Source organism: Micromonospora sp. KC213 (genome assembly GCF_004348325.1).
Taxonomy (GTDB): Bacteria; Actinomycetota; Actinomycetes; order Mycobacteriales; family Micromonosporaceae; genus Micromonospora.
This window is the reverse complement of the sequence record NZ_SMKF01000069.1, coordinates 1-21,930: the sequence shown is the minus strand read 5'-3', so window position 1 is coordinate 21,930 and position 21,930 is coordinate 1. Positions and strand designations below refer to the sequence as shown.

General features: G+C 72.6%; 17 protein-coding genes and 1 pseudogene. 5 read left to right on the top strand and 13 right to left on the bottom strand.

What is annotated here, in order from left to right:
• The first annotated feature begins 175 nt into the window (after positions 1 to 175).
• Together E1166_RS32685 and E1166_RS15940 are read left to right on the top strand one after the other, a co-directional pair.
• Positions 176 to 3,200 (top strand): annotated as a pseudogene (locus tag E1166_RS32685) (Tn3 family transposase).
• A gap of 282 nt (positions 3,201 to 3,482) precedes the next feature.
• Positions 3,483 to 4,052 (top strand): class I SAM-dependent methyltransferase, encoded by a 570-nt coding sequence (locus tag E1166_RS15940; RefSeq protein ID WP_120730846.1) that lies wholly within the window; start codon positions 3,483 to 3,485, stop codon positions 4,050 to 4,052.
• 93 nt (positions 4,053 to 4,145) lie between these two features.
• Here the strand turns inward: E1166_RS15940 and E1166_RS15935 are convergent, their stop codons facing one another.
• The gene (locus E1166_RS15935) at positions 4,146 to 4,799 is read right to left on the bottom strand and encodes an SRPBCC family protein (protein WP_132339705.1); all 654 of its coding nucleotides are present in this window, start codon (positions 4,797 to 4,799) and stop codon (positions 4,146 to 4,148) included.
• 28 nt (positions 4,800 to 4,827) lie between these two features.
• Complete coding sequence (locus E1166_RS15930) at positions 4,828 to 5,196, bottom strand: metalloregulator ArsR/SmtB family transcription factor (protein WP_132181100.1); 369 nt, start codon at positions 5,194 to 5,196, stop codon at positions 4,828 to 4,830.
• Between the two features lie 304 nt (positions 5,197 to 5,500).
• Here E1166_RS15930 and E1166_RS15925 point away from each other — a divergent pair, with 304 nt between their 5' ends.
• On the top strand, positions 5,501 to 6,448 hold the full coding sequence (locus E1166_RS15925) for a site-specific integrase (protein ID WP_132339703.1): 948 nt from the start codon (positions 5,501 to 5,503) through the stop codon (positions 6,446 to 6,448).
• 361 nt (positions 6,449 to 6,809) lie between these two features.
• Here the strand turns inward: E1166_RS15925 and E1166_RS15920 are convergent, their stop codons facing one another.
• The 5 genes from E1166_RS15920 to E1166_RS15900 all read right to left on the bottom strand — a co-directional run bounded on the left by E1166_RS15920 (position 6,810) and on the right by E1166_RS15900 (position 10,861).
• A complete protein-coding gene (locus E1166_RS15920; protein WP_132339701.1) occupies positions 6,810 to 8,015 on the bottom strand; it encodes an FAD-dependent monooxygenase in 1,206 nt (401 codons plus the stop codon).
• On the bottom strand, positions 8,012 to 8,587 hold the full coding sequence (locus E1166_RS15915) for a TetR family transcriptional regulator (protein ID WP_207914255.1): 576 nt from the start codon (positions 8,585 to 8,587) through the stop codon (positions 8,012 to 8,014). Before E1166_RS15915 ends, E1166_RS15920 begins: the two co-directional genes overlap by 4 nt.
• 118 nt (positions 8,588 to 8,705) lie before the next feature.
• Positions 8,706 to 9,863: a hypothetical protein gene (locus E1166_RS15910; RefSeq protein WP_132339699.1), complete on the bottom strand. Its 1,158-nt coding sequence runs from the start codon at positions 9,861 to 9,863 to the stop codon at positions 8,706 to 8,708.
• Between the two features lie 79 nt (positions 9,864 to 9,942).
• Entirely contained in the window at positions 9,943 to 10,503 is a 561-nt protein-coding gene (locus tag E1166_RS15905) for a hypothetical protein (protein WP_132339697.1), read from the bottom strand.
• A 1-nt stretch (position 10,504) separates the two neighbouring features.
• The gene (locus tag E1166_RS15900; protein ID WP_207914254.1) at positions 10,505 to 10,861 is read right to left on the bottom strand and encodes a PadR family transcriptional regulator; all 357 of its coding nucleotides are present in this window, start codon (positions 10,859 to 10,861) and stop codon (positions 10,505 to 10,507) included.
• Positions 10,862 to 10,944: 83 nt separating this feature from the next.
• Between E1166_RS15900 and E1166_RS15895 the strand changes: the two genes are divergently transcribed.
• Entirely contained in the window at positions 10,945 to 11,454 is a 510-nt protein-coding gene (locus tag E1166_RS15895; RefSeq protein WP_132339686.1) for an NUDIX domain-containing protein, read from the top strand.
• Positions 11,455 to 11,469: 15 nt separating this feature from the next.
• Here E1166_RS15895 and E1166_RS15890 read toward each other — a convergent pair whose 3' ends face one another.
• The 6 genes from E1166_RS15890 to E1166_RS15865 form a co-directional block, all read right to left on the bottom strand.
• The gene (locus E1166_RS15890) at positions 11,470 to 11,694 is read right to left on the bottom strand and encodes a glyoxalase superfamily protein (protein WP_132339684.1); all 225 of its coding nucleotides are present in this window, start codon (positions 11,692 to 11,694) and stop codon (positions 11,470 to 11,472) included.
• Positions 11,691 to 13,931: a glycoside hydrolase N-terminal domain-containing protein gene (locus tag E1166_RS15885; protein ID WP_243710374.1), complete on the bottom strand. Its 2,241-nt coding sequence runs from the start codon at positions 13,929 to 13,931 to the stop codon at positions 11,691 to 11,693. Before E1166_RS15885 ends, E1166_RS15890 begins: the two co-directional genes overlap by 4 nt.
• Positions 13,928 to 14,992: a LacI family DNA-binding transcriptional regulator gene (locus E1166_RS15880; RefSeq protein WP_132266244.1), complete on the bottom strand. Its 1,065-nt coding sequence runs from the start codon at positions 14,990 to 14,992 to the stop codon at positions 13,928 to 13,930. Before E1166_RS15880 ends, E1166_RS15885 begins: the two co-directional genes overlap by 4 nt.
• Positions 14,989 to 17,451 carry a glycoside hydrolase family 3 C-terminal domain-containing protein gene (locus E1166_RS15875; protein ID WP_132339682.1) on the bottom strand — a complete coding sequence of 821 codons (2,463 nt, stop codon included), beginning with the start codon at positions 17,449 to 17,451 and terminating at the stop codon, positions 14,989 to 14,991. The genes E1166_RS15880 and E1166_RS15875 overlap by 4 nt, the downstream gene beginning before the upstream one ends.
• Positions 17,452 to 17,740: 289 nt before the next feature.
• Entirely contained in the window at positions 17,741 to 19,081 is a 1,341-nt protein-coding gene (locus E1166_RS15870) for an ROK family transcriptional regulator (RefSeq protein WP_243710373.1), read from the bottom strand.
• Positions 19,082 to 19,196: 115 nt separating this feature from the next.
• Entirely contained in the window at positions 19,197 to 21,530 is a 2,334-nt protein-coding gene (locus E1166_RS15865; RefSeq protein ID WP_132339680.1) for a TIM-barrel domain-containing protein, read from the bottom strand.
• Positions 21,531 to 21,694: 164 nt separating this feature from the next.
• Here E1166_RS15865 and E1166_RS15860 point away from each other — a divergent pair.
• A partial coding sequence (locus E1166_RS15860; protein ID WP_207914252.1) for a beta-galactosidase occupies positions 21,695 to 21,930 on the top strand: 236 nt, incomplete at its 3' end.

Genomic DNA, 21,930 nt, shown 5'->3' with positions numbered 1-21,930 from the left:
TCGGATGCGAAGGTATAACGGCAGATGCATGCGGCGGCTCGACGCTCATGCGGGATTCGGCCCGCCCGTAGTTTCAGACCAAAAACAACGGTAAGAACTGAGGGTTGATCAAGCTCTGTCCTGAGCCCTAGCGTGCCGTCCGTTTGGTGACGGTCGATGCTCAGGCGGTGGGTTCGTGGCGACTCAGGATGTGTTCTCGGCGGAGGAACTGGCGCGGCTTCGGGGCTTCCCGGAGATCAACCGGGCTGAGCTGATCCGGTACTTCACGTTGACCGGTGCGGACGAGGCGTTCGTGCGCCAGTTCCGCACTGGCCGCAACGTGCTGGGTGTGGCGGTCCAGCTGTGCTCGCTGCCGTGGCTGGGGTTCGTGCCCGATGAGGTGGCGTTGGCGCCGGATGCCGTGGTGGGCCGGTTGTCGCAGCGGCTCGGGATCGCGATGGGTGAGTTGCGCGGGTACGGCGAGCGGGAGCAGACCCGTACGGATCATCTGCGTGAGGTGGCCGGTTACGCCGGCTGGCGGTCGATGAACACCGCCGAGTGGAAGGACCTCGACGAGTTCCTGTTCGCCAGGGCGATGGAGCATGACTCGCCGAAGCTGCTGTTCCGGTTGGCCTGCGAGTACCTGCTGTCGTCGCGGGTGCTCCGGCCTGGGGTGATCCTGTTGCTGCGGCGGGTGGCCGCGGCTCGGGCTCACGCGAGGACGGAGACCTGGTCGCGGGTGCGGCATCTGCTCTCTGACCGGCGGTGCGCTGAGCTGGATCTGTTGCTGGTCCCGGATGCCTATCTCGGCCGGACGCCGCTGGCGTGGCTAAGTGTGGGGCCGACGTCGTCGAGTCCGGCGGCGGTGAAGGCGGAGTTGGAGAAGCTGGCCTATCTGCGGCGCCTGGACGCGCACACCGTGGACCTGTCGATGCTGCCGGTGGAGCGGCGCCGGTTCCTGGCCGGGGTCGGCCGGCGGTTGACGGGGCAGGCGTTGCAGCGGCGGGAGCCGGAGCGCCGGTATCCGATCCTGCTCACGCTGCTGTCGCAGTCGGCCGTCGATGTGCTCGACGAGACGCTGCTGCTGTTCGACCAGGCGATCAGCGGCCGGGAGGCGGCGGCGAAGCAGAAGGTCGCCGAGGCCTTGGCCGAGCGGGCCAAGGGCGGCGAGAACCGGCAGGCGCTGCTGGACGAGATCCTGACCATCGTGCTCGATACCGGGATCGGTGACGAGCAGATCGGCGGCATGTTGCGCATGAGCATCGGCCTGGACCGGATGCGCGCCGCGTGGGCTGAGCGCCGCGAGCGGCTGCCCCGCGATCACGGTCAGCTGAGCATGCTGGATGCGTCGATGTCGTACCTGCGCCAATTTGCCCCGGCCGTGCTGGCCGGTCGGGTTCGACGGTGGGCCCGGCACCGAGCAGCTGATGCAGGCCGTGGGGATCCTGACGGGTCTGTACGCGGCCGGTGCCCGCAAGGTGCCGGCCGACGCGCCGGTCGGGTTCGTGCCGGTGAAGTGGGCCGGCTACCTGGTCGCCGCGGAGCAGGCCGGCGACGTTACTGCGTATCGCCGGTACTGGGAGCTGGCCGTGCTGGTGGGCCTGCGTGACGGGCTGCGTTCCGGTGATGTGTTTGTGCCCGGGTCGCGCCGGTACGCCGATCCGGCGTCGTTCCTGCTCACCCCGCAGGCGTGGGCGCCGCAGAAGGTGGAGTTCTGCCACCTGGTCGGCAAACCGGTCGAGGCCGCCGACGCGCTCGCGGCGGCCCACGACGAGCTGCACACCGCCCTGGCCGATCTGGAGACCCAGCTGGCGAAGGGCAACCCGGGCGAGGTACGACTCACCGACGACGGCGAGCTGATCATCCCGCCGCTGACCGCGGAGGACGTACCCGCCGAGGCCGATGCGCTGCGCGCCGAGCTGGCCGCGATGCTGCCGCGGGTGCCCATCGCGTCGGTGCTGGTGGAGGTCGACGCGCGGACCGGTTTCACCGATCACCTGGTGCATGCCGGCGGGAAGGTCGCCCGGCCGGCCGAGCTCAAGCGCAACTTGATGTGTGTGATCATCGCGGAGGCCACGAACATGGGCCTGTCCGCGATGGCCGAGTCCTGCGGCGTGCCGTACGACGTGCTCGCCTGGACCGCCGAGTGGTACTTCCGGCCCGAAACCCTGGAGGCGGCCAACGCCGCGGTGGTCAACTACCACCATCTGCTGCCGCTGACCCGGGCGTTCGGCTCGGGCACCCTGTCCTCCTCGGACGGGCAGCGGTTCCCGGTCAAGGGCAAATCCATCACCGCCCGGCACCTGTCGCGGTACTTCGCCCGCGGCCAGGGCATCTCCACGTACACCCACGTCTCGGACCAGCACTCGACCTTCGACACGAAGGTCATCGTCGCGACCGCGCCGGAGTCGCACTACGTGCTCGACGGACTGCTCGGCAATGAGACCGACCTGCCCGTGTTCGAGCACGCCACCGACACCCACGGCGCAACCCTGGCGAACTTCGCCCTGTTCGACCTGGTCGGCAAACAGCTCTCGCCGCGCATCCGCGACCTCGGGAAGATCACCCTGTACCGGACCGGGCCCCGCGCTGACTTTATGGACCGCTACCCGCGCGCCGGGGCGCTGCTGACCCGGCGGCTGAACCTGGACCTGATCACGGACATGTGGGACGACCTGCTGCGGGTCGCCGCGTCGGTGCAGGGCGGGCACGCCACGGCGGCGCTGGTGGTCGGGAAGTTGTGCTCCTCGAAGCGGCAGCAGAACGCGCTGACCAGCGCGATCAAGGAGTACGGGGCGCTGCGCCGCACGGTCTACGCCACCCGATACCTGGCCGACGAGACCTACCGGCGGCGCATCGCCCGGCAGCTGAACAAGGGCGAGAACCTGCACGCCCTGCGCCGCTGCCTCGCGTACGCCGGCGAGGGCGCGTTGCGACGGCGGCACCACGAGCAGCAGAGCGAGCAGATGTGGTGCCTGACCGTGGCCACCAATGCGATCGTCTGCTGGTCCACGGAGTACCACGGTCTCGGCGTGGCCGCCCTGCGCAGAGGCGGCCGCGACGTCGACGACGAGGTCCTGGCACACATCTGGCCGACCCACCATGAGAACGTGCACTTCTACGGCACCCACTCGGTCGACATCGACGGCGAGCTCGCTCAGCTCGACACCGACGGCTACCGGCCGCTACGGCTGATCGAGGCCACCTCGGCACGACGCTAACCACGGGCTGGTGAGGTGACGACGACGTCGTCGGTGACGGTGGTGGGGGAAGTACGTGTTCCGCGACGGTGATGGCAACGAGATCGGCATCGGCGGCGACGCCTCCGCTGCCGGACGGTGACTGGTCGCTCGCCGCAGTGCCTACTGCCCGGTAAGTGCCTGTCTCGCTACTCCCAGAGCGGGTTAGGGGCCGGTTCTACGCTCGCGGGATGAGTGGGATCGAGGACTGACTCTTAAAGTGACGCCGTGAGAAACCAACCAATCCGTGACGCCTACTCGTACATGTCGGAGCAGTACATCGCCTTGTTCGATGGTGACTGGCAGGCCCACGCGGACGACGCGGCCCTCGTCCGAGGTCACCTCGTCGGCCTGGACGGCACGGTGCTCGATCTCGGTTGCGGCCCCGGCCATTGGAGCGCCTACCTGCATTCGCTCGGCGCCGACGTGACCGGCGTCGACTTGGTCCCCGAGTTCATCGACTACGCCCAGACCAACTTTCCCGGGCCAGAGTTCCAGCTCGGAGAGATGACCGACCTGGACCTTCCCGCCCATTCGGTGGCCGGCATCCTCTCCTGGTATTCAACCATTCACATACCGCCACCGGAGCTGGACGGTGTGCTAGCCCGGTTCCGCCGGATGCTGACCCCTTCCGGGAGGCTAGTAATCGGCTTCTTCGACAGCGACGACGGGGTGGCCGCGTTCGATCACAAGGTCCACACCGCATACCGCTGGCCTGTGGACGAGTTCTCCGCCCGCCTGAGAGAAGCCGGTTTCACCGAACTTCAGCGTCTTAGGCAGCAGTTTCCGGGCCGCAAGTGTGCGGCCATCGCCGCAGCAGCCGCTGCGTCATAGTGGCCGACTGACCAGCCCTGCGGCCGACGCGCATGCTCGGCGGCGACTGCTGCGCGCCGACGGTGCGGTCACCTCCGCGGTGGCGTTACTTCATCACGCGTCCCCGGCGGGCTGGTAGAACGCGGTGGTGGCCTCGACCGCGGCCGCGACTTGGCTCGGTTCGCCGCCGCCGGCCAGGTGGGCCTCGCCCCAGGCGGCGGCGCTACGCCGGCTGAACTCGCGGCCGGCGGGCGATGCCCTGAACTCCTCGTGGTCAAGGACCTCGCCGTCGCCCAGGAAGCCGGCGAGGGTTAGCAGATGCAGGTCCCAGCCGACACCGCCGGCACCGGGACCGTAGGTGGGGAACATAGGTTCTCCGACGGCGGCAGCGTGGACCAGTTCGAACTCGGTGTCTCCGGCTGATCCGGGAGACAGTCGCACCTCGACCTCGCTTGTGCCGGGCCACTCGTCCGCGCCGGGCCCGAACATCCAGGACACCCGCAGCAAGCGCGGCGGCTCGCACCGGAGGATCTCGCCATGCTCGCCGCCGTCTAGCTCGAATGTCCCGCCGAGGCGAAGGTCGCCGGTGACCGGCTTCATCCAGCGACTCAGTCGCTCGGGGTTGGTGATGGCGTCCCACACGTCATCGAGGTGCGCGTTGTAGCGACGCCTCAGCTCCATCGTGTATGCCTCACCGGCGGGCAAAGTCGCCGTGCCCATCTTCCGGCGGGCCGCGGACAGCTCGTCGAGAACATCCTTCATCGTCATGCTCCGTTCGGTAGGGAACCCCTCGTGCCTACGCTTCTTCGTTGGGCCCGCCAGGCTCGTCGTTGGCGGGTTTCCGGGTCATACGCCTGCCGCGGGCGAGCTCGGTCTCCAGTGCGTCTAGTCGCTGGTCCCAGAGCCTGCGGAACCGGTCCAGCCACGAGTCAACCTCGCTCAACGGCCCGGCCTCCACGGCGTAGAACCGACGAGCCCCCTCAGCCCGGACCGACGCGAACCCGTGCTCACGGAGAACCCGCAAATGCTGGGAGACAGCCTGCTGCGACAGTGCGAACTCGACCCGGATCACATCTGTGATTGCGCCAGCGGTCTGCTCACCGTCGGCGAGCAGCTCCAAGATCCGCCGACGCACCGGGTCGCCGAGGACGTCGAACGCGTTCACGACCACATCTTACCATGGTTCACTTGTACAAGCCGACAGTGGTATTCCCCCGAGAGGCTTTCGCGGTATCGGCATCGAAATCCTCCTCGACGAATTCCGGGCACAACCGCCTCTTCCTGGGCGCGACAGCGCTACCGGACGCACTAGGCAAGTCGCCTGCTCCTGCAGGCCGTCTGTGACACAGAATCCCGTATTCTCTGTCATAGGGTCGACGATCCACCCGCCGCCACCTGCCGGACACCGTCATGGCGCAAAGGGTGACTCGGCCACATTCTGTGTCACATCGCCGCAAGGGGCCGCCGAGGTGTCCGTGATCCCGCTGCCGACCGCCCGGCGCCCGGTGGCGCTCGTGGTCGCCGTCGACGCGTTCCTCGACCGGTTCCGTGACGACCCCGCCACCCGCGCCACCTACATCGAGACCCTGCGCCGACTGCGCGAAACCGCCGGCGACCCACTGCCGGTCGCCGCTCTCACCCCGGAGCTCTACGAGCAGACGATGGCCCGCTGGGACGAGCGGGCCGCGAACACCTGGAACAAGCATCTGTCCGCGCTGACCTCGTTCGCCGCCTACTGCCGCCGCCAGGACTGGCTGAGCACCGACCCCGGCCGCCGTCTGGAGCGGCGCAAGGTCACCCGGATCCGAGACAAGGCCATCCCCCGCACGCGGCTGGAGCGGCTGTTCACCGACGACCGCAACCCGCTGCGCGAGCGGGTGCTCTGGCGGATGCTCTACGAGACCTGCGCCCGCGCCGAAGAGATCCTCGGCCTCGACGTGCCCGACCTCGACATGGAGTTCCGCCGCGCCCTGGTCACCGAGAAAGGCGGCGACCGCGCCTACGTCTACTGGGAGACCCCCACCGCCCGCCTGCTGCCCCGGCTACTGGCCGGCCGCACCGCCGGCCCGGTGTTCCTCGCCGACCGGCGCGCACCCGCCGCCGGTCGCCGCGCACCAGCCCTGCGCGACATCTGCCCCGACACCGGCCGCGGCAGGCTGTCCTACCCGCGCGCCGAGTACCTGTTCAAACAGGCATCCCAGCTCCACGACCCCCACGGCACCGGGTACACCCTGCATCAACTGCGCCACTCCGGGCTGACGCACCCCGCGGCCAAGGGCCGCAGCGCCGCCGAACTCCAGGCCAAGTCCCGCCACCAGCACCTGGCCACCCTCGGCATATACGTCCGACTCGGCGAGGAGACCTCCGCCCGCATCACCGCCGAAAACGACGAGCACCACCGCCGGCACCGGCGCTGATCCCGCATCCCACGTACCGGGATCATGAAAAGCGGCGAAGCGCCTCCCGCGCGACCCGCCACTCTGGGGCCGGCGTCCCTGGTACCGGCCTAGATCAACTGCTTAGCGTTGTTTTTGGTCTGGAAACTACGGGCGGGCCATTCGGAGCAGGTTCACCAGCTGTGGTCAGTGGCGTGCCGAGGTGGCCTCGGCCAGCGCACCGCCGGTCGGTGAGCAGATGCCGCACCCGCGACCACGTCTCCGTCCGAGCGCGGGCCCGGGCCGCGGCTCACGGCGCAGTAGCAGGATCACCCCGGGCCGAAACCACGGATGGGCCCGGGGTGGCGACGAGGGGCCTGCCAGGTCGGGTAGGCCGAGCGGCCTACCCGCGACCGGTGCCCACCGAGCGTCGTCCGGCCCGCACCCGGTCGACCAGGTCGGTGGGCCGGCCGACCACGGCGCCGGCCGCCAGCCGGGTGGTGAACGGCAGCCCGGCCAGGGCCAGACCGGCCCGACGCAGCCGCAGCCCGCCCCGGGTGGTCGGCACGAACCAGCGGGCGCTGCGGCGGGCCGTGGCCTGCCGGTCGACGACCAGCGGGCGCAGCGCCCGCTCGTAGCCGGCCAGCGCGGCCTCGACGCTGTCGCGTCGGGCCAGTTCCTCGGCGAGCACGTACGCGCCGGCGACGGCCAGCGAGGCGCCCTGCCCGGCCAGCAGGGACACCGCGTGGGCCGCGTCGCCCAGCAACACCACCCGGCCCCGGCTCCAGACCGGCACCTGGGTCTGCGCCACCTGGTCGTAGTACACCTGCGGGGCCGGTGGACAGGCGGCCAGCGCCGCGGGCGCGATCCAGCCGAGGGACGCGTACTCGCGGCGCAGCGCGTCGCGGGCGTCGGCCGGCAGGGCCGCATCGTCGGTGCGGTGCACGGCGAACACCGCGACCCGGTTGCCGGGCAGACCGTAGAAGCCCATGGCACGTCGGGGCGTGTCGGTCATGCAGAACCGGCCGTCGACCGCGGCGTGCACGGCGGCGTCGTCAAACGAGAAGGCGGCGGTGTGATACCCGAGGTGGCGTAGAAACCGGTGTTCCGGGCCGAAGACCAGTGTCCGCACGGTCGAGTGGATGCCGTCGCCGCCGACGAGCAAATCGCCGGTCAGCGCGCTGCCGTCGTCGAGGGTGACCGTCACCCCGTCGGCGCGGTCGTCCACCTCGGTGATCGTGCTGGCGAAGCGCACGTCGACTGCGGCCGGCAGGTGCTCGCGCAACACCCGTTCCAGGTCCGGGCGCATCAGGCTGACCACCCGCCCGCCGACGGCCCGGGCGAACTGTCCGTATCCCAGGCCGGCGCGTCGGCGCCCCGACTCGTCGCAGTACGCGAGTTCCTCGACGCGGTAGCCGCACTCGCGGATGGCCGGCAGCAGGCCCATCGCCTCGGCGGCGTCGTATCCGGGGCCGAAGAAGTCCAACATGTAGCCGCCGGTGCGCGGACCGGGTGCCTTCTCCAGCACGGTCACCTCGGCGCCCGACGAGCCGAGCCGTTGGGCGAGGGCCAGACCGGCGATCCCGCCCCCGCAAATGATCACCTTCATCGTGCGTCCTCCGCTCCTGGTGTCACCAACCTGCGCAGCACGGCGGCGAGAGCGTCGCCGGACGGACCGGCCGCCAGCGCCCGGTGCAGCAGCACGCCGTCGATCGCGGCGGCGAGCACGGCCGCGGTGGCGTGGGGGTCCGGCACCGCGTGGGCAGCGAGGTGATCGGCGAGTTGGCGGCGGAACTGTCCGATCATCTCGCCGAGCGCCTGCCGGAGCCGTTCGTCGCGCGTCGCGGCCAGGTACGCCTCGACGAACAGCACCGAGGTCGGGTCGGTGCCGCTGGTGGTGTCGAACATGCCCAGCAGCGCGGTCAACGCCTCGTCGGCGCTGGGTGCGTCGGCCAGCAGGGGACCGGTCCGCGCGGTCACCGACCGGGCCGCCGCCACGACCGCCTCGACCAGTAGCGCCTGCACCGACGTGAAGTGGTAGTGCACCAGACCCGGCGCGACACCGGCCCGTTGCGCCAGGACGCGGGTGGTCACCGCGGTCCAGCCGCGTTCCACGATCAGCTCCGTCGCGGCGCGCAGCAGGCGCTGCCGCACCTCCTGCCCGCGCTGCGCCGCCGTCACCACACCCACCCTCCTTGGTCATATGTCCAAGGCGATTGTACTGGGCGATCGCCCAGGAAGGAAGGCGCGACAGGGGACGGCGAGCAGGATGCGGTGACGACCGCCCGAGCGGCGGCGCTCAGCCGGCCCGGGTGGTGCCCCACCGGGCCAGCGCGGCGGCCAGGTCACTGACCTGGTCGGAGAGCTGCGCCGCGCGCCGCTGGGCGGCGTCCCGGTCGGCCTCGGCCGCGCGCAGGCGTACCTCCAGCTCGGTCAGGTGGGCCTGCCCGGCGGCGGCGGCCTGCCTGACCGCCGCAAGCTCCGCGGCGGCCGCGTCGCGCTGAGCCGACACGGCCGCCAGTTCCTCCCGGGCCCGGGCCGCAGCCGCCTCGGCTTCCCGGCGGGAGGCGTCGGCTTCCCGGCGAGCCCGCTCGGCTTCCTGGCGGGAGGCGTCGGCCGCGGCCCGCGCGGTGTCGGCGTCGCGCCGTGCCGCCTGCTCCTGCGCGTCGGCGCGCTGAGCAGCCTCGGCGTGCCGGTCGGCGTCCGCCCGGGCCGACGTCGCCTGCGCGAGCGCCTCGTCGGCGCGGCGGTGGGCGATCTGGGCCGCCTCGGTGGCCCGCTGGGCCTCGGCGCGGGCGGCGTCCCGCGCCACGGTCAGGTCGGCGGCGCGCTGCCGTTCGGCGTCCCGTTCGGCCCGCAGCGTCCGCACCTCGTGGCGGGCGGCGTCGCGGTCGCGTTCGGCCTGTACCCGCAGCGCCTCGGCGGCGCCGACCTCGCGGCGGGCGGCGTCGCGCTGCGCCTCGGCCGCCTCGGCGCGGCGGGCGGCTTCAGCGGCGCGCGTGTCGGCCTGCTCGGCGCGGGCCAGCGCGGCGTCACGGTCGGCGAGGGCGATCCGCGTCTCGGACCGGGCGCGGGTCGCCTCGGCGGCGGCGGTTTCGGCGTCGCCGCGGGCGTCGTCGCGTTCGGCGTGGGCCTGGGCGACCTGCGCGGCGGTCTCGGCGCGCAGCGCGGCGAGCTGGCGCTCCACTCCGACCGGGGACAGTTCGGCGTGCAGGGCCTCGGTCAACGTCTCGACGATCTGGTCGAGCCGGTCCACCGCCTCCCAGGTGCGGGCGACCTGGCCGGGCAGGCCCGGGGCGTTGCGGTGGCGCATTCGCGAGTTGCGCGACGCCCGCTGGCAGGCGCCGTCGTTGTCCCGGCAGTAGCGGAACGGCCGGCCCGCGCCGGCACGCTGCGGTACGTCGCGCCCGCAGTGGGCGCACGGTCGGGTGTCGGTGGGGGCGGGCTGGGCGTCCATCGAGGCGGAAGTCTAGTGCCGCCCCGGCCGGGCGCCGGCCGGGAACCTGCCGTGCCGGTCGGCGGCCCGGCGCCGGGGGTCAGCCGGCCTGGGCGACGGCTTCCCGTCGGCCGGCCCGCCACCGGACCAGCCGCCAGAGCCGGCCGGCGGCGACGGTCCCGACGACCCACAGCAGGAACGTCAACGGAGCCCACCCCCCGCCGACCTGACTGACCTGCCCGTCGACGAAGGTGAACGTGGTGGCGTCCTGCAGATAGCCGATGCCGTGCCAGGTGAACGTGCCGGTGGCGTGTGGGTCGGCGGCGATGACGCCCCGCCGGTACGCGGCGGCGGTCTCGTCGAACAGGACATTCAGCGCCAGCGGGGTGAGACCACCGACGTAGGCGGCGGCGATCAGGGAGTGCCGGGGCCCGTCACCGAGTTCGGCCACCAGGTACCGGTGGGCGAGCCGCCGGCTTCCGCCGACGCGGCGCAGCGCCTCGGTGGTGCCGACGTCGCGGGCGGCCTCCAACAGGTTGGCCCGCACCTCCCGGCGGGTGGCGATGCGCGACCGCCGGGGCAGGTCGTACAGCTGTTGGTCCAGCAGCCAGACGAGACGTTCGATGCGGAGCCGGTCGGACCAACCGATGGTCTGTGTCATGTCAGTTCTCCTTCTCGCAGGCCGCGGGCAGCGGGCGGGCCAGGACGGCGTTGACGCTGGCGGTGTGCCGGGACCAGGCGGTGTAGCCGGCCCGCAGCGCCTGCCAGCCGGCCGGGGTGAGTCGGTAGTACTTGCGGGCCGGGCCGCTGGGGGAGGGCACGAGTCGGGTGGCGACCCGCCCGTCGCGTTCCAGTCGGGCCAGGGCCGGGTAGACGCTGCCTTCCAACACGTCGGTGAAGCCGACCTCCTGCAGGCGTTGCACCACCTCGTAGCCGTACGACTCCCGTTCGGCCAACAGATGCAGCAGCAGCAGCGACAACACGCCCTTCAGCAGCTGCGGGTCATGGCTCGATGTCACGGCTCCTATGATTCGTCAGGTACTAGGTAGTGTCAAGTAGCAGTCGGCGTCCGAGCGCCGCCTCGCCGGGATACCGTGAGCCGATGCCGGTCCCCGCCTACGTCGCCGAACTGCGCGCCCACATCGGTCACGACCTGCTCCTGCTGCCCGGCGTGAGCGCCGTCGTAGTCGACGAGACCGGCCGGGTGCTGCTGGCCCGGCGCGGCGACAACGGCCGCTGGTCGGTACCCGCCGGCATCGTCGACCCCGGCGAGCAGCCCGCCGACGCGGTGGTGCGGGAAGTCCTGGAAGAGACCGGCGTGCGGGTACGCGTCGAACGCCTCGCCGGTGTCGCCACCCACCCCGTCGTCTACCCCAACGGCGACAGCTGCCGGTACCTCAACGTGTGGTTCCGGTGCCGACCGGTCGGCGGCGAACCCCGCGCCGACGGCGACGAGTCGACCGAGGTCGGCTGGTTCGACCCGGCCGACCTGCCACCGTTGGACGACTGGTCACGGCTGCGCATCGACACCACCACCGCCGAGGAAGGCCCCGCCTGGTACGCCCGCCCCGGGCAGCAGCACCCCGCGCTCAACCAGCCCGACGCGCTCTGACCGCCCAATCTCCCGTCACATGCGGGGCGCGCCGACCCGCACCCGGTTGCCGTCCGGGTCGGTCACCTCGAACTCGCGTCCCCAGTCCCGCTCGCCGACCGGCACACCGCCGCAGGCCCGTGCCGCCGCGTCGACGTCGGCCACATACAGGTACAGCAGCGTGCCGGGGCGGGCGTCGCCGGTGTGCTCCGACACATGCAGCTCGATGCCGCCGCGGACCAGACTGACGTAGCGGGTCACGATCCGCTGCCCAGGGTCAGCTCGACCGGCACGTCGGCGACCAGCGTGGCCGTCGCGGTCCCGTGCGGGGTACGCACCTCGACGGTCTGCGGGACCGCCGAGACCAGCCGTACCCGAACCAGGCCCGGCGCCCAGGCCAGTTCCTGCACGCTGATCCGCCCTGGCAGCCGCACCCCGCGCAGCGTCCCGCGCGGCAGGTCCGGCGGCAGCGCCGGCAACAGCCGCACCACTCCCGGCCGAATCGCCTGCGCCAACGCCTCGACCAACACCGCCGGCAGCGCGTGCGCGGCGTCGGCGTTGTAGATGGCCAGACCCGGGTTGTGCGAACTCATCAGCGACCGGAAGAACATGTCGGCGCCGAGGATCTTGCACAGGTTCACCCCGACCAGGTTCCCGTCGTGCAGCCGGGCCGCGACCAGCGCCCGGTGCAGGCTGCCGTGCGCGGAGAGGTTCTCGTCACCGCGCAGCGTCAGCGCCCGGTGCGCGGCCGCGGCCAGCTCGGGCGTGTCGTCGGGATTGATCTCACCCAACGGCCACACCGGGTACAGGTGGCTCACGTGCCGGTGGTCGTCGTCCGGACGGTAGCCGGGCCAGGCCCACTCGGCGAGCGCACCGCGCTCGTCGACCCGGTACGTCGGCAGCCGGCCCCGCAGCCCGTCCCACCGGTCCGAACCCGTCACCTCGGCGGCGACGCGCAGCGCGTGCCGGGCGGCGGCCACGTCCATCGTGGCGTTGACCGTCACCGGCACCGGCTGCCCGTCGGCGTCGGGCGGACCCGTCTCCACCGAGTACGAGGGCACCAGCGCCACCGCGCCGTCAACCTCGCTGACCACGTCGGTGAAGAAGTCCGCCACCTCCGCCAGCCAGCCGGTGACCTCGCCCAGCGGCTCCCCGGTGACCATGTGGTGTTCGTACAGCGGGTACAGCAGCCAGTCCGCGCCGGCCAGCCAGGCGGCGAACGGCCACTGGGGGTGCACGTGGAACAGGTGCCCGTGCTCACCGTCGGTACGGGCCGGCGCGAGCAGGCCACGAGCGCCGTAGATCGCCTGCGCGTTGCGTCGCCAGTCGTCGACCTGCCCGGCCACCAGGCGGGCGTGCGCGGCGGTCACCTCCGGCAGGGCGGCGATGTTCGCGCCGGCCAGCTGAAGGTTCAGGTTGGCGTCGGTGGTGAAGTCACCGGCCCAGGCGGCGTCCCACGAGCCCAGCCACAGCCCGGTCAACCGTGGCGGCAGCACCCCGCTGGAGCTGAACAGCAGGTACCGGCCGGCGTGGAAGAGCCGCTCCAGCAGCGCCGGCTGCGCGACGCCGGGGTCGGCGAGCTGCCGGGCGAGCAGCTCACCGACGGGCAGCTCCCGGTCCGCCGCCGGCACGCCCAGGTCCAGGCTGACCCGCCGGTACGGCACCGCGTGCAGGGGTAGATGCCGGGCCAGCAGCCGGTCGTAGTCGGTGTCGGCGGCGGCCAGCCGTTCCTCCAGCTCACCGGTGCGCCACCGAGGGCTGTCGACCCGGTCCAGCGCGGTGGTCAGCAACGCCGGGCCGCGCACCACCACCCGGTCCCCGGCGACCTCGACGTCGCCGCGCAGCAGGGTCACCCCCTCGAAGCCGTACGCGCCGCCAACCTGCGGGTAGTGGCCCCGAACCCGCAGGAACACCAGATCGCCCCGCCGGTACGCGACGCACTCGTAGCGCACGTCGTCGGGGCGGCCGGGCAGGTCACCGGTGGCCCCGACGGTGCAGGCGCCCATGTCCAGCGCGGTGACGACCAGCGCGTCGGCGCGGGAGACGAACGAGCGCCGCCGCCCGCCCGTCCACTCGACGGCGACCTGACCGGTGTCGAACTCGGTCGAGCGCCGGTAGTCGCCGACCGGACCGGGCCGCGTCGCGTCGATGGTCAGGGCGAAGCCGGGATGAAACGACTGCGTCCACTCCAGCTCCCGGCCGCCGGTGAGCAGCTGGGCCGCCTCGGCACCCCGGCCGGCCAGCACCAGCTCGCGGATGTGGGGCATCCGGTCGGCCAGCTCCGGCGGCCGGACGTCGTGGGTGCCGTTGGGCAGCACGAACCGGTGGTGGTTGACGATGATCCGTTCCGCGTGCGGGTCGCCGCACACCATGATTCCGTACTCGCCGTTGCCGGACAGGAACGCGTCCTCCCAGCTCGCGGCGGGCGCCGGCGCCCAGATGCGGTGGGCCGACACGGGTAGCTCGTCCGCCATCGACAGTCCCTTCGCCGTGGTCACCGCTCGCCGCCACCCACCCCGACAGCCGGCGCGGCGGCGGTGCTGTCCCGAACGGTCAGCCGGGGCGCCAGCAGGATAGCCTCCGGTCCCGGCTCGTCTCGCAGCTTGCCCATCAGCAGGGTCACCGCCTGCCGCCCCACCTCCTCGGTCGGCACCGGCACGCAGGTCAACGCCGGGCTGCTGCGCCCGGCGAACTCGTCCGGGCAGATGGCCACCACCGACACGTCGCCGGGCACCCGCCGCCCCAGCGCCGGCAGGGTCGCCAGCACCGGCCCGACCGCGGCCTCGTTCTGCACCACCAGGCCGGAGACGTCCGGATGGCGGTCCAGCAGCTCGGTCACGGCCCGCCGCACGTCGGCCGTGCCCTCCTCGCACGGCAGCGTCACCACCTGCACGCCGTGTCGGTCGGCGGCCTCCCGCACCCCGGCTCGGGTGCGGTGCGCGAAGCCGGTGCCGCGGTCGTAGACGGCCGTCGGCGCGCCGAGCAGGGCGATGCGGCGATGGCCCAGCCCAGCCAGGTGCGCGACGCACTCCGCACCGGCGGCGTGGAAGTCCAGGTCCACACAGGTCAGCCCGGCCGGGTCGGCGGGCAGACCGATCAGCACACTGGGCAGCGCCAGTTCCCGCAGCAGCGGCACCCGCCGGTCGTGCAACTCCACGTCCATCAGCAGCACCCCGTCGACCAGGGCGCTGGCGGCGATGCGGCGCAACCCGGCCGGTCCCTCGTCGGAGGTGACCAGCAGGACGTCGTGGTCGTAGCCGCGCGCGGTGGTCACCACGGCGGTGGCGAACTGCATCACCACCGGCACCTGCATGCCGGCGCGCAGGGGCAGCACCAGGGCGATGACGTTGGCCCGCCGGCTGGCCAGCGCGCGGGCCCCCGCGTTCGGGTGGTACCCGAGCAGCCGGACGCTCGCCAGCACCCGGCTGCGGGTCACCGCGGAGATGGCCCGCTTACCGCTGAGCACGTACGACACGGTACTCGCGGCCACGCCCGCGTGCCGGGCGACGTCGGCAATGGTGACCTGGCCGGAGGGCGGACGGCCCGCCGCGGCGGTCACGACCGCCGTCCCGCGGCCGCTTCCGGCCGCACCCCGTCGGCGTGCTGCCCGCCGCGCACGGTCAACGCGCCGACCAGCCGGATGTCGCGGGCGGACCGACCGACGAGCACGGTGTGGGTGGCGTCCTCCACCACAAACCCGCCGTGGCTCTCGTCCCACCAGCGCAACTCGCCGGTACGCAGCCGCAGCGTGACCGTGCGCCGCTGCCCGGGGGCGAGGCTGACCCGGGCGAAGTCCCGAAGCTGGCGCAGGGGCTGCTTGACCCGGGAACGACGCTGGCGGGTGTAGAGCTGCACGACCTCGTCGCCGGCACGGGCACCGGTGTTGGTGACCTCAAGGCACACCTCGACCTCCTCGCCGGCGGTCACCGCCGTGGCGCTCAATCGCAGGTCAGCGTAGTCGAACTGGCCGTAACTGAGCCCGTGACCGAACGGGTACAGCGGATCCCCCCGGTGGTACAGGTAGGTGCTGTCGGCGCCGATCACGTCGTAGTCGAGCAGGTCGGGCAGCTCCGCCGTGTCGGCGTACCAGGTCTGGGTGAGCCGGCCGCCCGGCTCGGCCTGGCCCAGCAGCACCGCCGCCAGGGCGTTGCCGTGTTCCTGACCGCCGTGCGCGGACCAGAGCACCGCCGGCAGGTGCTCCTGCGCCCAGCCGACCGCGTACGGGTAGCTGCTGGTGAGCACCAGTACGGTACGCGGGTTGGCGGCCTGCACGGCGCGCAGCAGCGCCTCCTGCGCCCGGGGCAGGGCAAGGTCGACGCGGTCCTCGGTCTCCCTGCCGTTGACCATCGGATGGTTGCCCAGCGCCACCACGGCCACGTCCGCCCCGGCGGCCAGCGTGGCGCACTCGGCGGCACCGTCGGTGATCAGCTCGACGGTGAACCCGGTCGCGGCCGCCCCGGTCGGTGCGTCGGCGCGCAGCCGACCGTCGGCGTCGACGGTCACGTACCGGTCGGTGGCGAGGTGGTGCAGCAGGATGGTGCCGTCGGGTCCGGGCCGGAACCGGAAGGTTTCCCGGACCACCCACTCGCCCGGTCCGGGCCGGTCGTTGGCGACGGTGCCGTCCTCGGCGGTGACGCCCAGGTGCCGGCCGTTGGAGACCGCGCGCAGCGCCAGGATGTCGCGACCCCAGTCGAACACGTCAAGACCGGTGGCCTCGGCGCCGAGGGTGAGCGGGCCCCCGTCGGGGGTGTCCGGGCAGTGGACGTAGTGGTCGCCCACCCGTAGCGCGATCCGGTCCGCCCCGTGGTGGGTGGTGACGGCCGGCAGCCGTTCGGCCAGCCCCTGCCGCAGGGTGACCGCGTACGGCAGGGTGCCGCTGTACCAGTCCTCGTACACCGCGTCGGCCAACGGCCCGAGCACCGCCACCCGGGGCGCCGTCGAGGCGTCCAGCGGCAGCAGCTCGTCGTTGCGCAGCAGGACCACCGACTGGCGGGCGGCCTCCCGGGCCAGTTCCCGGTGCGCCGGGCAGTCGATCACGTCAGGTGGGACGTCGGCGAACGGGTCCTCGTGCGGCGGGTCGAGGTCGCCGAGGCGGATCCGGACGCTGAGGATGCGCCGGACCGCGCGGTCCACGTCGGACTCTTTGATCAGACCGCGACGTAGCGCCTCGGTGAACCGCTCCACGGTGGGCGTGGGGTCGGGGTCGTCCTCGGTGACGTTGTCGATGCCGGCGCGCAGCGCGGCGGCGAATCCCTCGACGTGGTCGGGCAGGTGGGCCTGCATGCCGGCGATGTTGCTCACCGCCGCGGCGTCGCCCACCACCATGATCTCGTCGGGGGCCCAGCCGCGCAGGTCCCCGTCGATCAGTGGGCTCAGGTGCGCGGGCGCCCCGTTGACCAGGTTGTAGGAGGCCATCACGGCGACCGCGGCGCCGCTCTCCACGGGTTCCCGGTACGCCGGCAGCTCGTATTCGTGAAGTACCCGGGGCGGCAGGTTGCTGGAGGTGGTGGCCCGGTCGGTCTCGTTGTTGTAGGCGAGGAAGTGCTTGACCGTCGGTGCGGTACGCAGTCGGTCGGGGTGGTCACCGCGCAGCCCCCAGGCGTACGCGGTGGCCAGCCGGCCGGTCAGCCACGGGTCCTCGGACCAGCCCTCCTCGTTGCGTCCCCACCGGGGGTCGCGCAGCAGGTTGACCACCGGCGCCCACACGTTCAACCCGACGTGCTGCGGGTCGGCGTGGTGCTTGGCGCGTACCTCGATGCCGACGGCCGTGCCGACGGCTCGGATCAGGTCCGGGTTCCAGGTGGTGGCCAGGCCGACGGCCTGCGGGAAGACGGTGGCCGGGCCGAGCCAGGCCACCCCGTGCAGCGCCTCGGTGCCGGTGCGGAACCCAGGCAGGCCGAGTCGGGGCACCGGTGCCTGCCACTGGTGCAGCAGGCCGATCTTCTCCGGCAGGGTGAGCCGGGCCAGCAGGTCGTCGATGCGGGCTCGGATGGACGGGAGGGGGCTGCTGTCGGTCATGGTCGCGTACCTTCCAGGGGCTCGCGCGGTGGCGCGGCGACCGGCTGTCGAAGCGCTTCGACAGCCGGCGTGGGAGCGTGCGGCGGTGCGATGCGGTGGTGACGGTCGCCGGCCCGGGCAGCGGTGAAGCGCTTCGACGACCGCGAAAAACTCGCCGCCCCAGAGGCCCGAACGACGGGACGGCCGTTCGAGGTTGGCACCACCGCCCCCGTCGGGTCAAGAGCCGGCACCCCGATCGGAACGGATGTCCGTCGATGATCCGGGGTGTGCCGCCAAAGCGGCGGGCGGATCAGCTGACCGGCAGCCGCCCCGACTCGACGGTGGCCAGGGCGACGGTGGCCCCGCCAAGCGCGGTGGCGGTCGCGCCGAGCCGGCTGGCGACGAGCTGGCAACCGCCGGCCGCCGGGGCGAGCGCGCGGGCGTGCAGCTCCGCCCGCGCCGCCGGGAGCAGCCAGGGTGCGAGGACGGCGAAGTGCCCGCCCATGGTCACCACCTGCGGGTTGAGCAGATTGGCCAGAATGGACACCCCGTGGCCGAGATGCGTGCCGATCTCCGCCAACCCCGCCAGGACGCCCGGATCCTCCTGGCGGGCCAGCGTCTGCACCCGCTCGAGTTCCGGCAGCCAGTCGGTGACCGGCCCGTCGACCTCGACGTCGGGCAGCAGGCGGCGGACGACCGCGGGCAGGGCGACCAGCGCGGTCAGGCACCCGCGTCGCCCGCACTCGCAGACCGGTCCGGCCGGATCGACGGGGACGTGCCCGACCTCGCCGGCGAACCCGCGTGCGCCGCGCAGCGGTCGGCCGCCGGTGAGCACCCCGGCGCCGACGGTCGCGCCGCCGGTGAGGTGGACCAGGTCGGCGGTCCCGGCGTACACCCCGTGCCGCTGCTCGGCGACCACCGCGAGGTTGGCGTCGGTGTCGACGGCGATGGTGAAGTCGGGGTCGCGCAGCGCGGCCCGCAACGCGGTGGCGACCGGGACGTCGCGCCAGCCCAGGGCGGTGGCCAGCGGCACCGTGCCGGCGGTGTCGACCAGGCCCGGCACGCCCACGGTCAGGCCGAGGATCGTGCGCCCCTGCCCGTTGACCCGGTTGATCGCCCGGCGGGCGAGGGTGGCCAGCGCACGGACCGTCTCGGCGGGGGCGGCCAACGGGGCGGCGAACGCCCGCCGCCAGGTCAGCAGCCGGTTGCCACCCAGGTCGACCGCGACCACCACCAGTTCGTCGGCGCCGATCTCCATACCAAGCGCCGCGTACGGCTCGCCGTCGAGGACGAGCATCGTGGCCGGCCGGCCGACCCGGTTCTCGGTCAGCCCGGTCTCCCGCAGCAACCGGCGGTCGATCAGCTCGGTGACCAGGCTGGAGACGGTGGCCTTGTTGAGTCCGGTGTGCGCGGCGATGTCGGCGCGCGAGCAGGGCGCGTGCCGGCGTACGTGCCGCAGCACCACCGCCCGGTTGGTGACCCGCACGTCGCCGAGGTCGCTCGGCTGCGGTTCGGTCTGAATGTCGATCACGATCTGTCGCTCCCTGCGCCGACGCTGCGCCATCCCGGTCCCCGCGCCCATCATGGCGTACCGCGGTGCCCGGGCCGGGCCGGCCGTGAGGTGGTCACCGTTGATTGTGGGACGTGTCACCGTCGAATGTTTGTTGGATTGCCAGCCCAACTAACTGATGGTAGCCGAGCGCCCCTGCCCGGCACACCCGCCGGTGCCGCCCACCCCGCTGGCCGGGGCGGGCGGCTGAGGTGGGTCAGCGGGGGAACCACTCCTCGAACGCCGCCACCGGCGCGGCCGTCCCGTTGAGCAGCACCCGGCGGGGGACGCCCACGCCCACCACGCTCACCTTCCGTATCCCCAGCGGACCGGTGGCGTGTACCCGCAGGGTGTCGCCGTCGCGTTCCGCCTCGACGACCGTGTCACCGTCGACGTCGTGGATCACCGTCCCGCCGCCGAGGCCACCCCAGCTGACCAGGTCGACGTCGCGGAACGGCCCGTCTGGGATCCGGTCGGCCGGCGCGGCGACCGGAACCAGCGCGCCGTGGCGGACGTAGAGCGGCAGCCGGTGCATCGGCACGGTGACCCGCAGGTACCGCCCGCCGGGGTGCCGCTCGCCGGTGGCCACGTCCACCCAGTCGTCGCCGACGGGCAGGTAGACGTCGCGTCGACCGGACGGGTCGACGACCGGGGCGACGAGCAGGTCGGTGCCGAGCCGGTACTGCAGGTCGATGACCCAGGCCGTCGGGTCCTCGGGGGTGTCGACCGGCAGCGCCCGCATCATCGGCGCACCGGTGCGGGCCGCTGCCACCGCCGCGGACCACAGGTACGGCAGCAGCCGGTAGCGCAGCCGCAACGCAGCCGCCACGTCCCGCTCGGCCTCGGCAGGGAAGTCCCACGGCAGCCGGCTGGTGGTGCCGTGCAGCCGCACCAGCGGTGACAACGCCCCGAACTGGGTCCACCGCACGTACAGGTCCGGGTCGGGAGTGCCGTTGAAGCCGCCGGTGTCGTGGCTCCAGAACGGCACTCCGGACAGCCCGTGCGACAGCCCGCCGCGCAGGGTGCTGGCCAGGGCCGGCCAGGTGGCGTTCACGTCGCCGCTCCACTGCGCGCTGTGCCGCTGCCCGCCCAGGTACGACGAACGTGCCCACACCGTCCGGTGCCCGGCGATCTCCTCTGTCACGTCGGCGACAACGTCGTTGAACATCAGCGCGTACACGTTGTGCAGTTCCAGCCCGGTCATCCCGTTGTGGGCGACCGCGTCGGCGGGCACCCCCTCGGCGAAGTCGGTCTTGAACACCGCCGCGCCCTGCTCCAGCAGCGGCCGCAGCAGGCCCTGGAACCAGCGCACCGCCGCGGGGTTGGTCAGGTCGACGATGGCCGAGGCCGGGTGGCTGCCGTGCCACACGTCGGCCACGTACGTCGACCCGTCCGGGCGGCGCAGGAAATATCCGGCCTCGGCCGCCTCGGCGTACAGCGGGCTGCCGGTCATCAGGTACGGGTTCATCCACAGGCACACCCGGAAACCCTGGTCGGCGAGGGTCTTGAGCATGCCGGCCGGGTCGGGGAACGCCTCGTCGTCCCAGCGCAGTTCCGACCAGCGGCCGGCGACCTGCCAGTAGCAGTCCAGGTGCAACACGTCGCAGGGGATGCCCCGCTCGCGGATCAGCCGCGCCCGGTCCAGTACCCGCTGCTGGCTGTCGGGGAAGAAGCCGGAGGAGATCCAGGCGCCGAAGGCCCACTTCGGCGGCAAATACGGCCGGCTGGTCAGCGCGTCGAACCGGTCCAGGATCTGCGCCGGGGTCGGCCCGGCGAGCACGTAGTAGTCGAGCAGGTCGTCCGGGACGAGGATCTGCACGCTGCTGTGGGTGGACTGACAGATGTCGAACTCCACCGGCAGCCCGCTGTCGACCAGCACGCCGTAGCCGCGGTCGGACAGGTAGAGCGGCACGTTCTTGTGCGAGCGGTCGGACTCGCCGCCGAAGGCGTCGAAGTTCCACATCAACGCTCGCTGGCCGCGCTTGTCCAGCGGGGTGAACTTCTCGCCCAGGCCGACGAAGTGTTCGTCGCCGGGGGCGACGAAACTCTCGTGCCAGGCGACAGGCACACCGTCGGCGGTGGAGCGCCCGAACGGAAGGGTACGCCGCCGGCCGCTGATGTCCGTGGTGCCGGAGTCCTGTTCGACCAGGAGTTGCCCGTCGGCGGCGCGGAAGCGCATCCGCCACGGGTCGAGGGTGATCTCGGCGATGACGGCCCCGGCGTCGACGGTGACGCTGCCCTCGCCGACGGCCACCACCGCGGGGTGGGCGGCGGGGTGGACCAGCGGCAGCGCCCGGGCGGAGCGGCTGCGGGCGGCGAGATCCTCGGCGAGGCGTACCCGGATGACGCCCTCGCCGGCGGCCTCGACCCGGACGGTGAGGATGCCACCGTCGGAGGTGGCGGCGGTGAGGGTGACGCCGTGCGGGTCGGTGCCGGCGACCGTGGCCCGTGCCACGACGGCGGCCCCTTGCTCGCCGGGGCCGCGCACGGGCAGGTCGGGCGGGTCGGCCACGAAGGTCTCGTACGGGACCAGCGGAGGGCGGTAGGGCATGGTGACTCCTTGGGTAGCGGACCCGGCGCTCCCGCCAGTTTCTTTGGCTTCCCAACAAACTGTCAATGATGTCCCGCAGTGTCCGCTCCGTCGTTCCTCGTTGACATGGAAAAACTCGGCCCATAATTTGGACGCCTACTGAACAAACAGATGGGGCGTGGGTCATGTGGGGCGACGGGCGGCTCCGCTACGGCGGCGACTACAACCCCGAGCAGTGGTCGCCGCAGGTCTGGCGCGAAGACGTTGCGCTGATGCGCGAGGCCCGCGTCAACCTCGTCACGGTCGGCGTGTTCGCCTGGTCCCGCCTCGAACCGACGCCCGGCCGATTCACCCTCGGCTGGCTCGACGAGGTGCTCGACCTGCTGCACGACAGCGGCATCCAGGTCGCACTCGCCACCCC

Bases quoted from the DNA above. Each gene is read 5' to 3' on its own strand.
- E1166_RS15875 (WP_132339682.1), bottom strand. From the start codon at position 17,451: ATGACCGACAGCAGCCCCCTCCCGTCCATCCGAGCCCGCATCGACGAC.
- E1166_RS15910 (WP_132339699.1), bottom strand. From the start codon at position 9,863: ATGGACGCCCAGCCCGCCCCCACCGACACCCGACCGTGCGCCCACTGC.
- E1166_RS15920 (WP_132339701.1), bottom strand. From the start codon at position 8,015: ATGAAGGTGATCATTTGCGGGGGCGGGATCGCCGGTCTGGCCCTCGCC.
- E1166_RS15865 (WP_132339680.1), bottom strand. From the start codon at position 21,530: ATGCCCTACCGCCCTCCGCTGGTCCCGTACGAGACCTTCGTGGCCGAC.
- E1166_RS15905 (WP_132339697.1), bottom strand. From the start codon at position 10,503: ATGACACAGACCATCGGTTGGTCCGACCGGCTCCGCATCGAACGTCTC.
- E1166_RS15895 (WP_132339686.1), top strand. From the start codon at position 10,945: ATGCCGGTCCCCGCCTACGTCGCCGAACTGCGCGCCCACATCGGTCAC.
- E1166_RS15935 (WP_132339705.1), bottom strand. From the start codon at position 4,799: ATGACGATGAAGGATGTTCTCGACGAGCTGTCCGCGGCCCGCCGGAAG.
- E1166_RS15940 (WP_120730846.1), top strand. From the start codon at position 3,483: ATGTCGGAGCAGTACATCGCCTTGTTCGATGGTGACTGGCAGGCCCAC.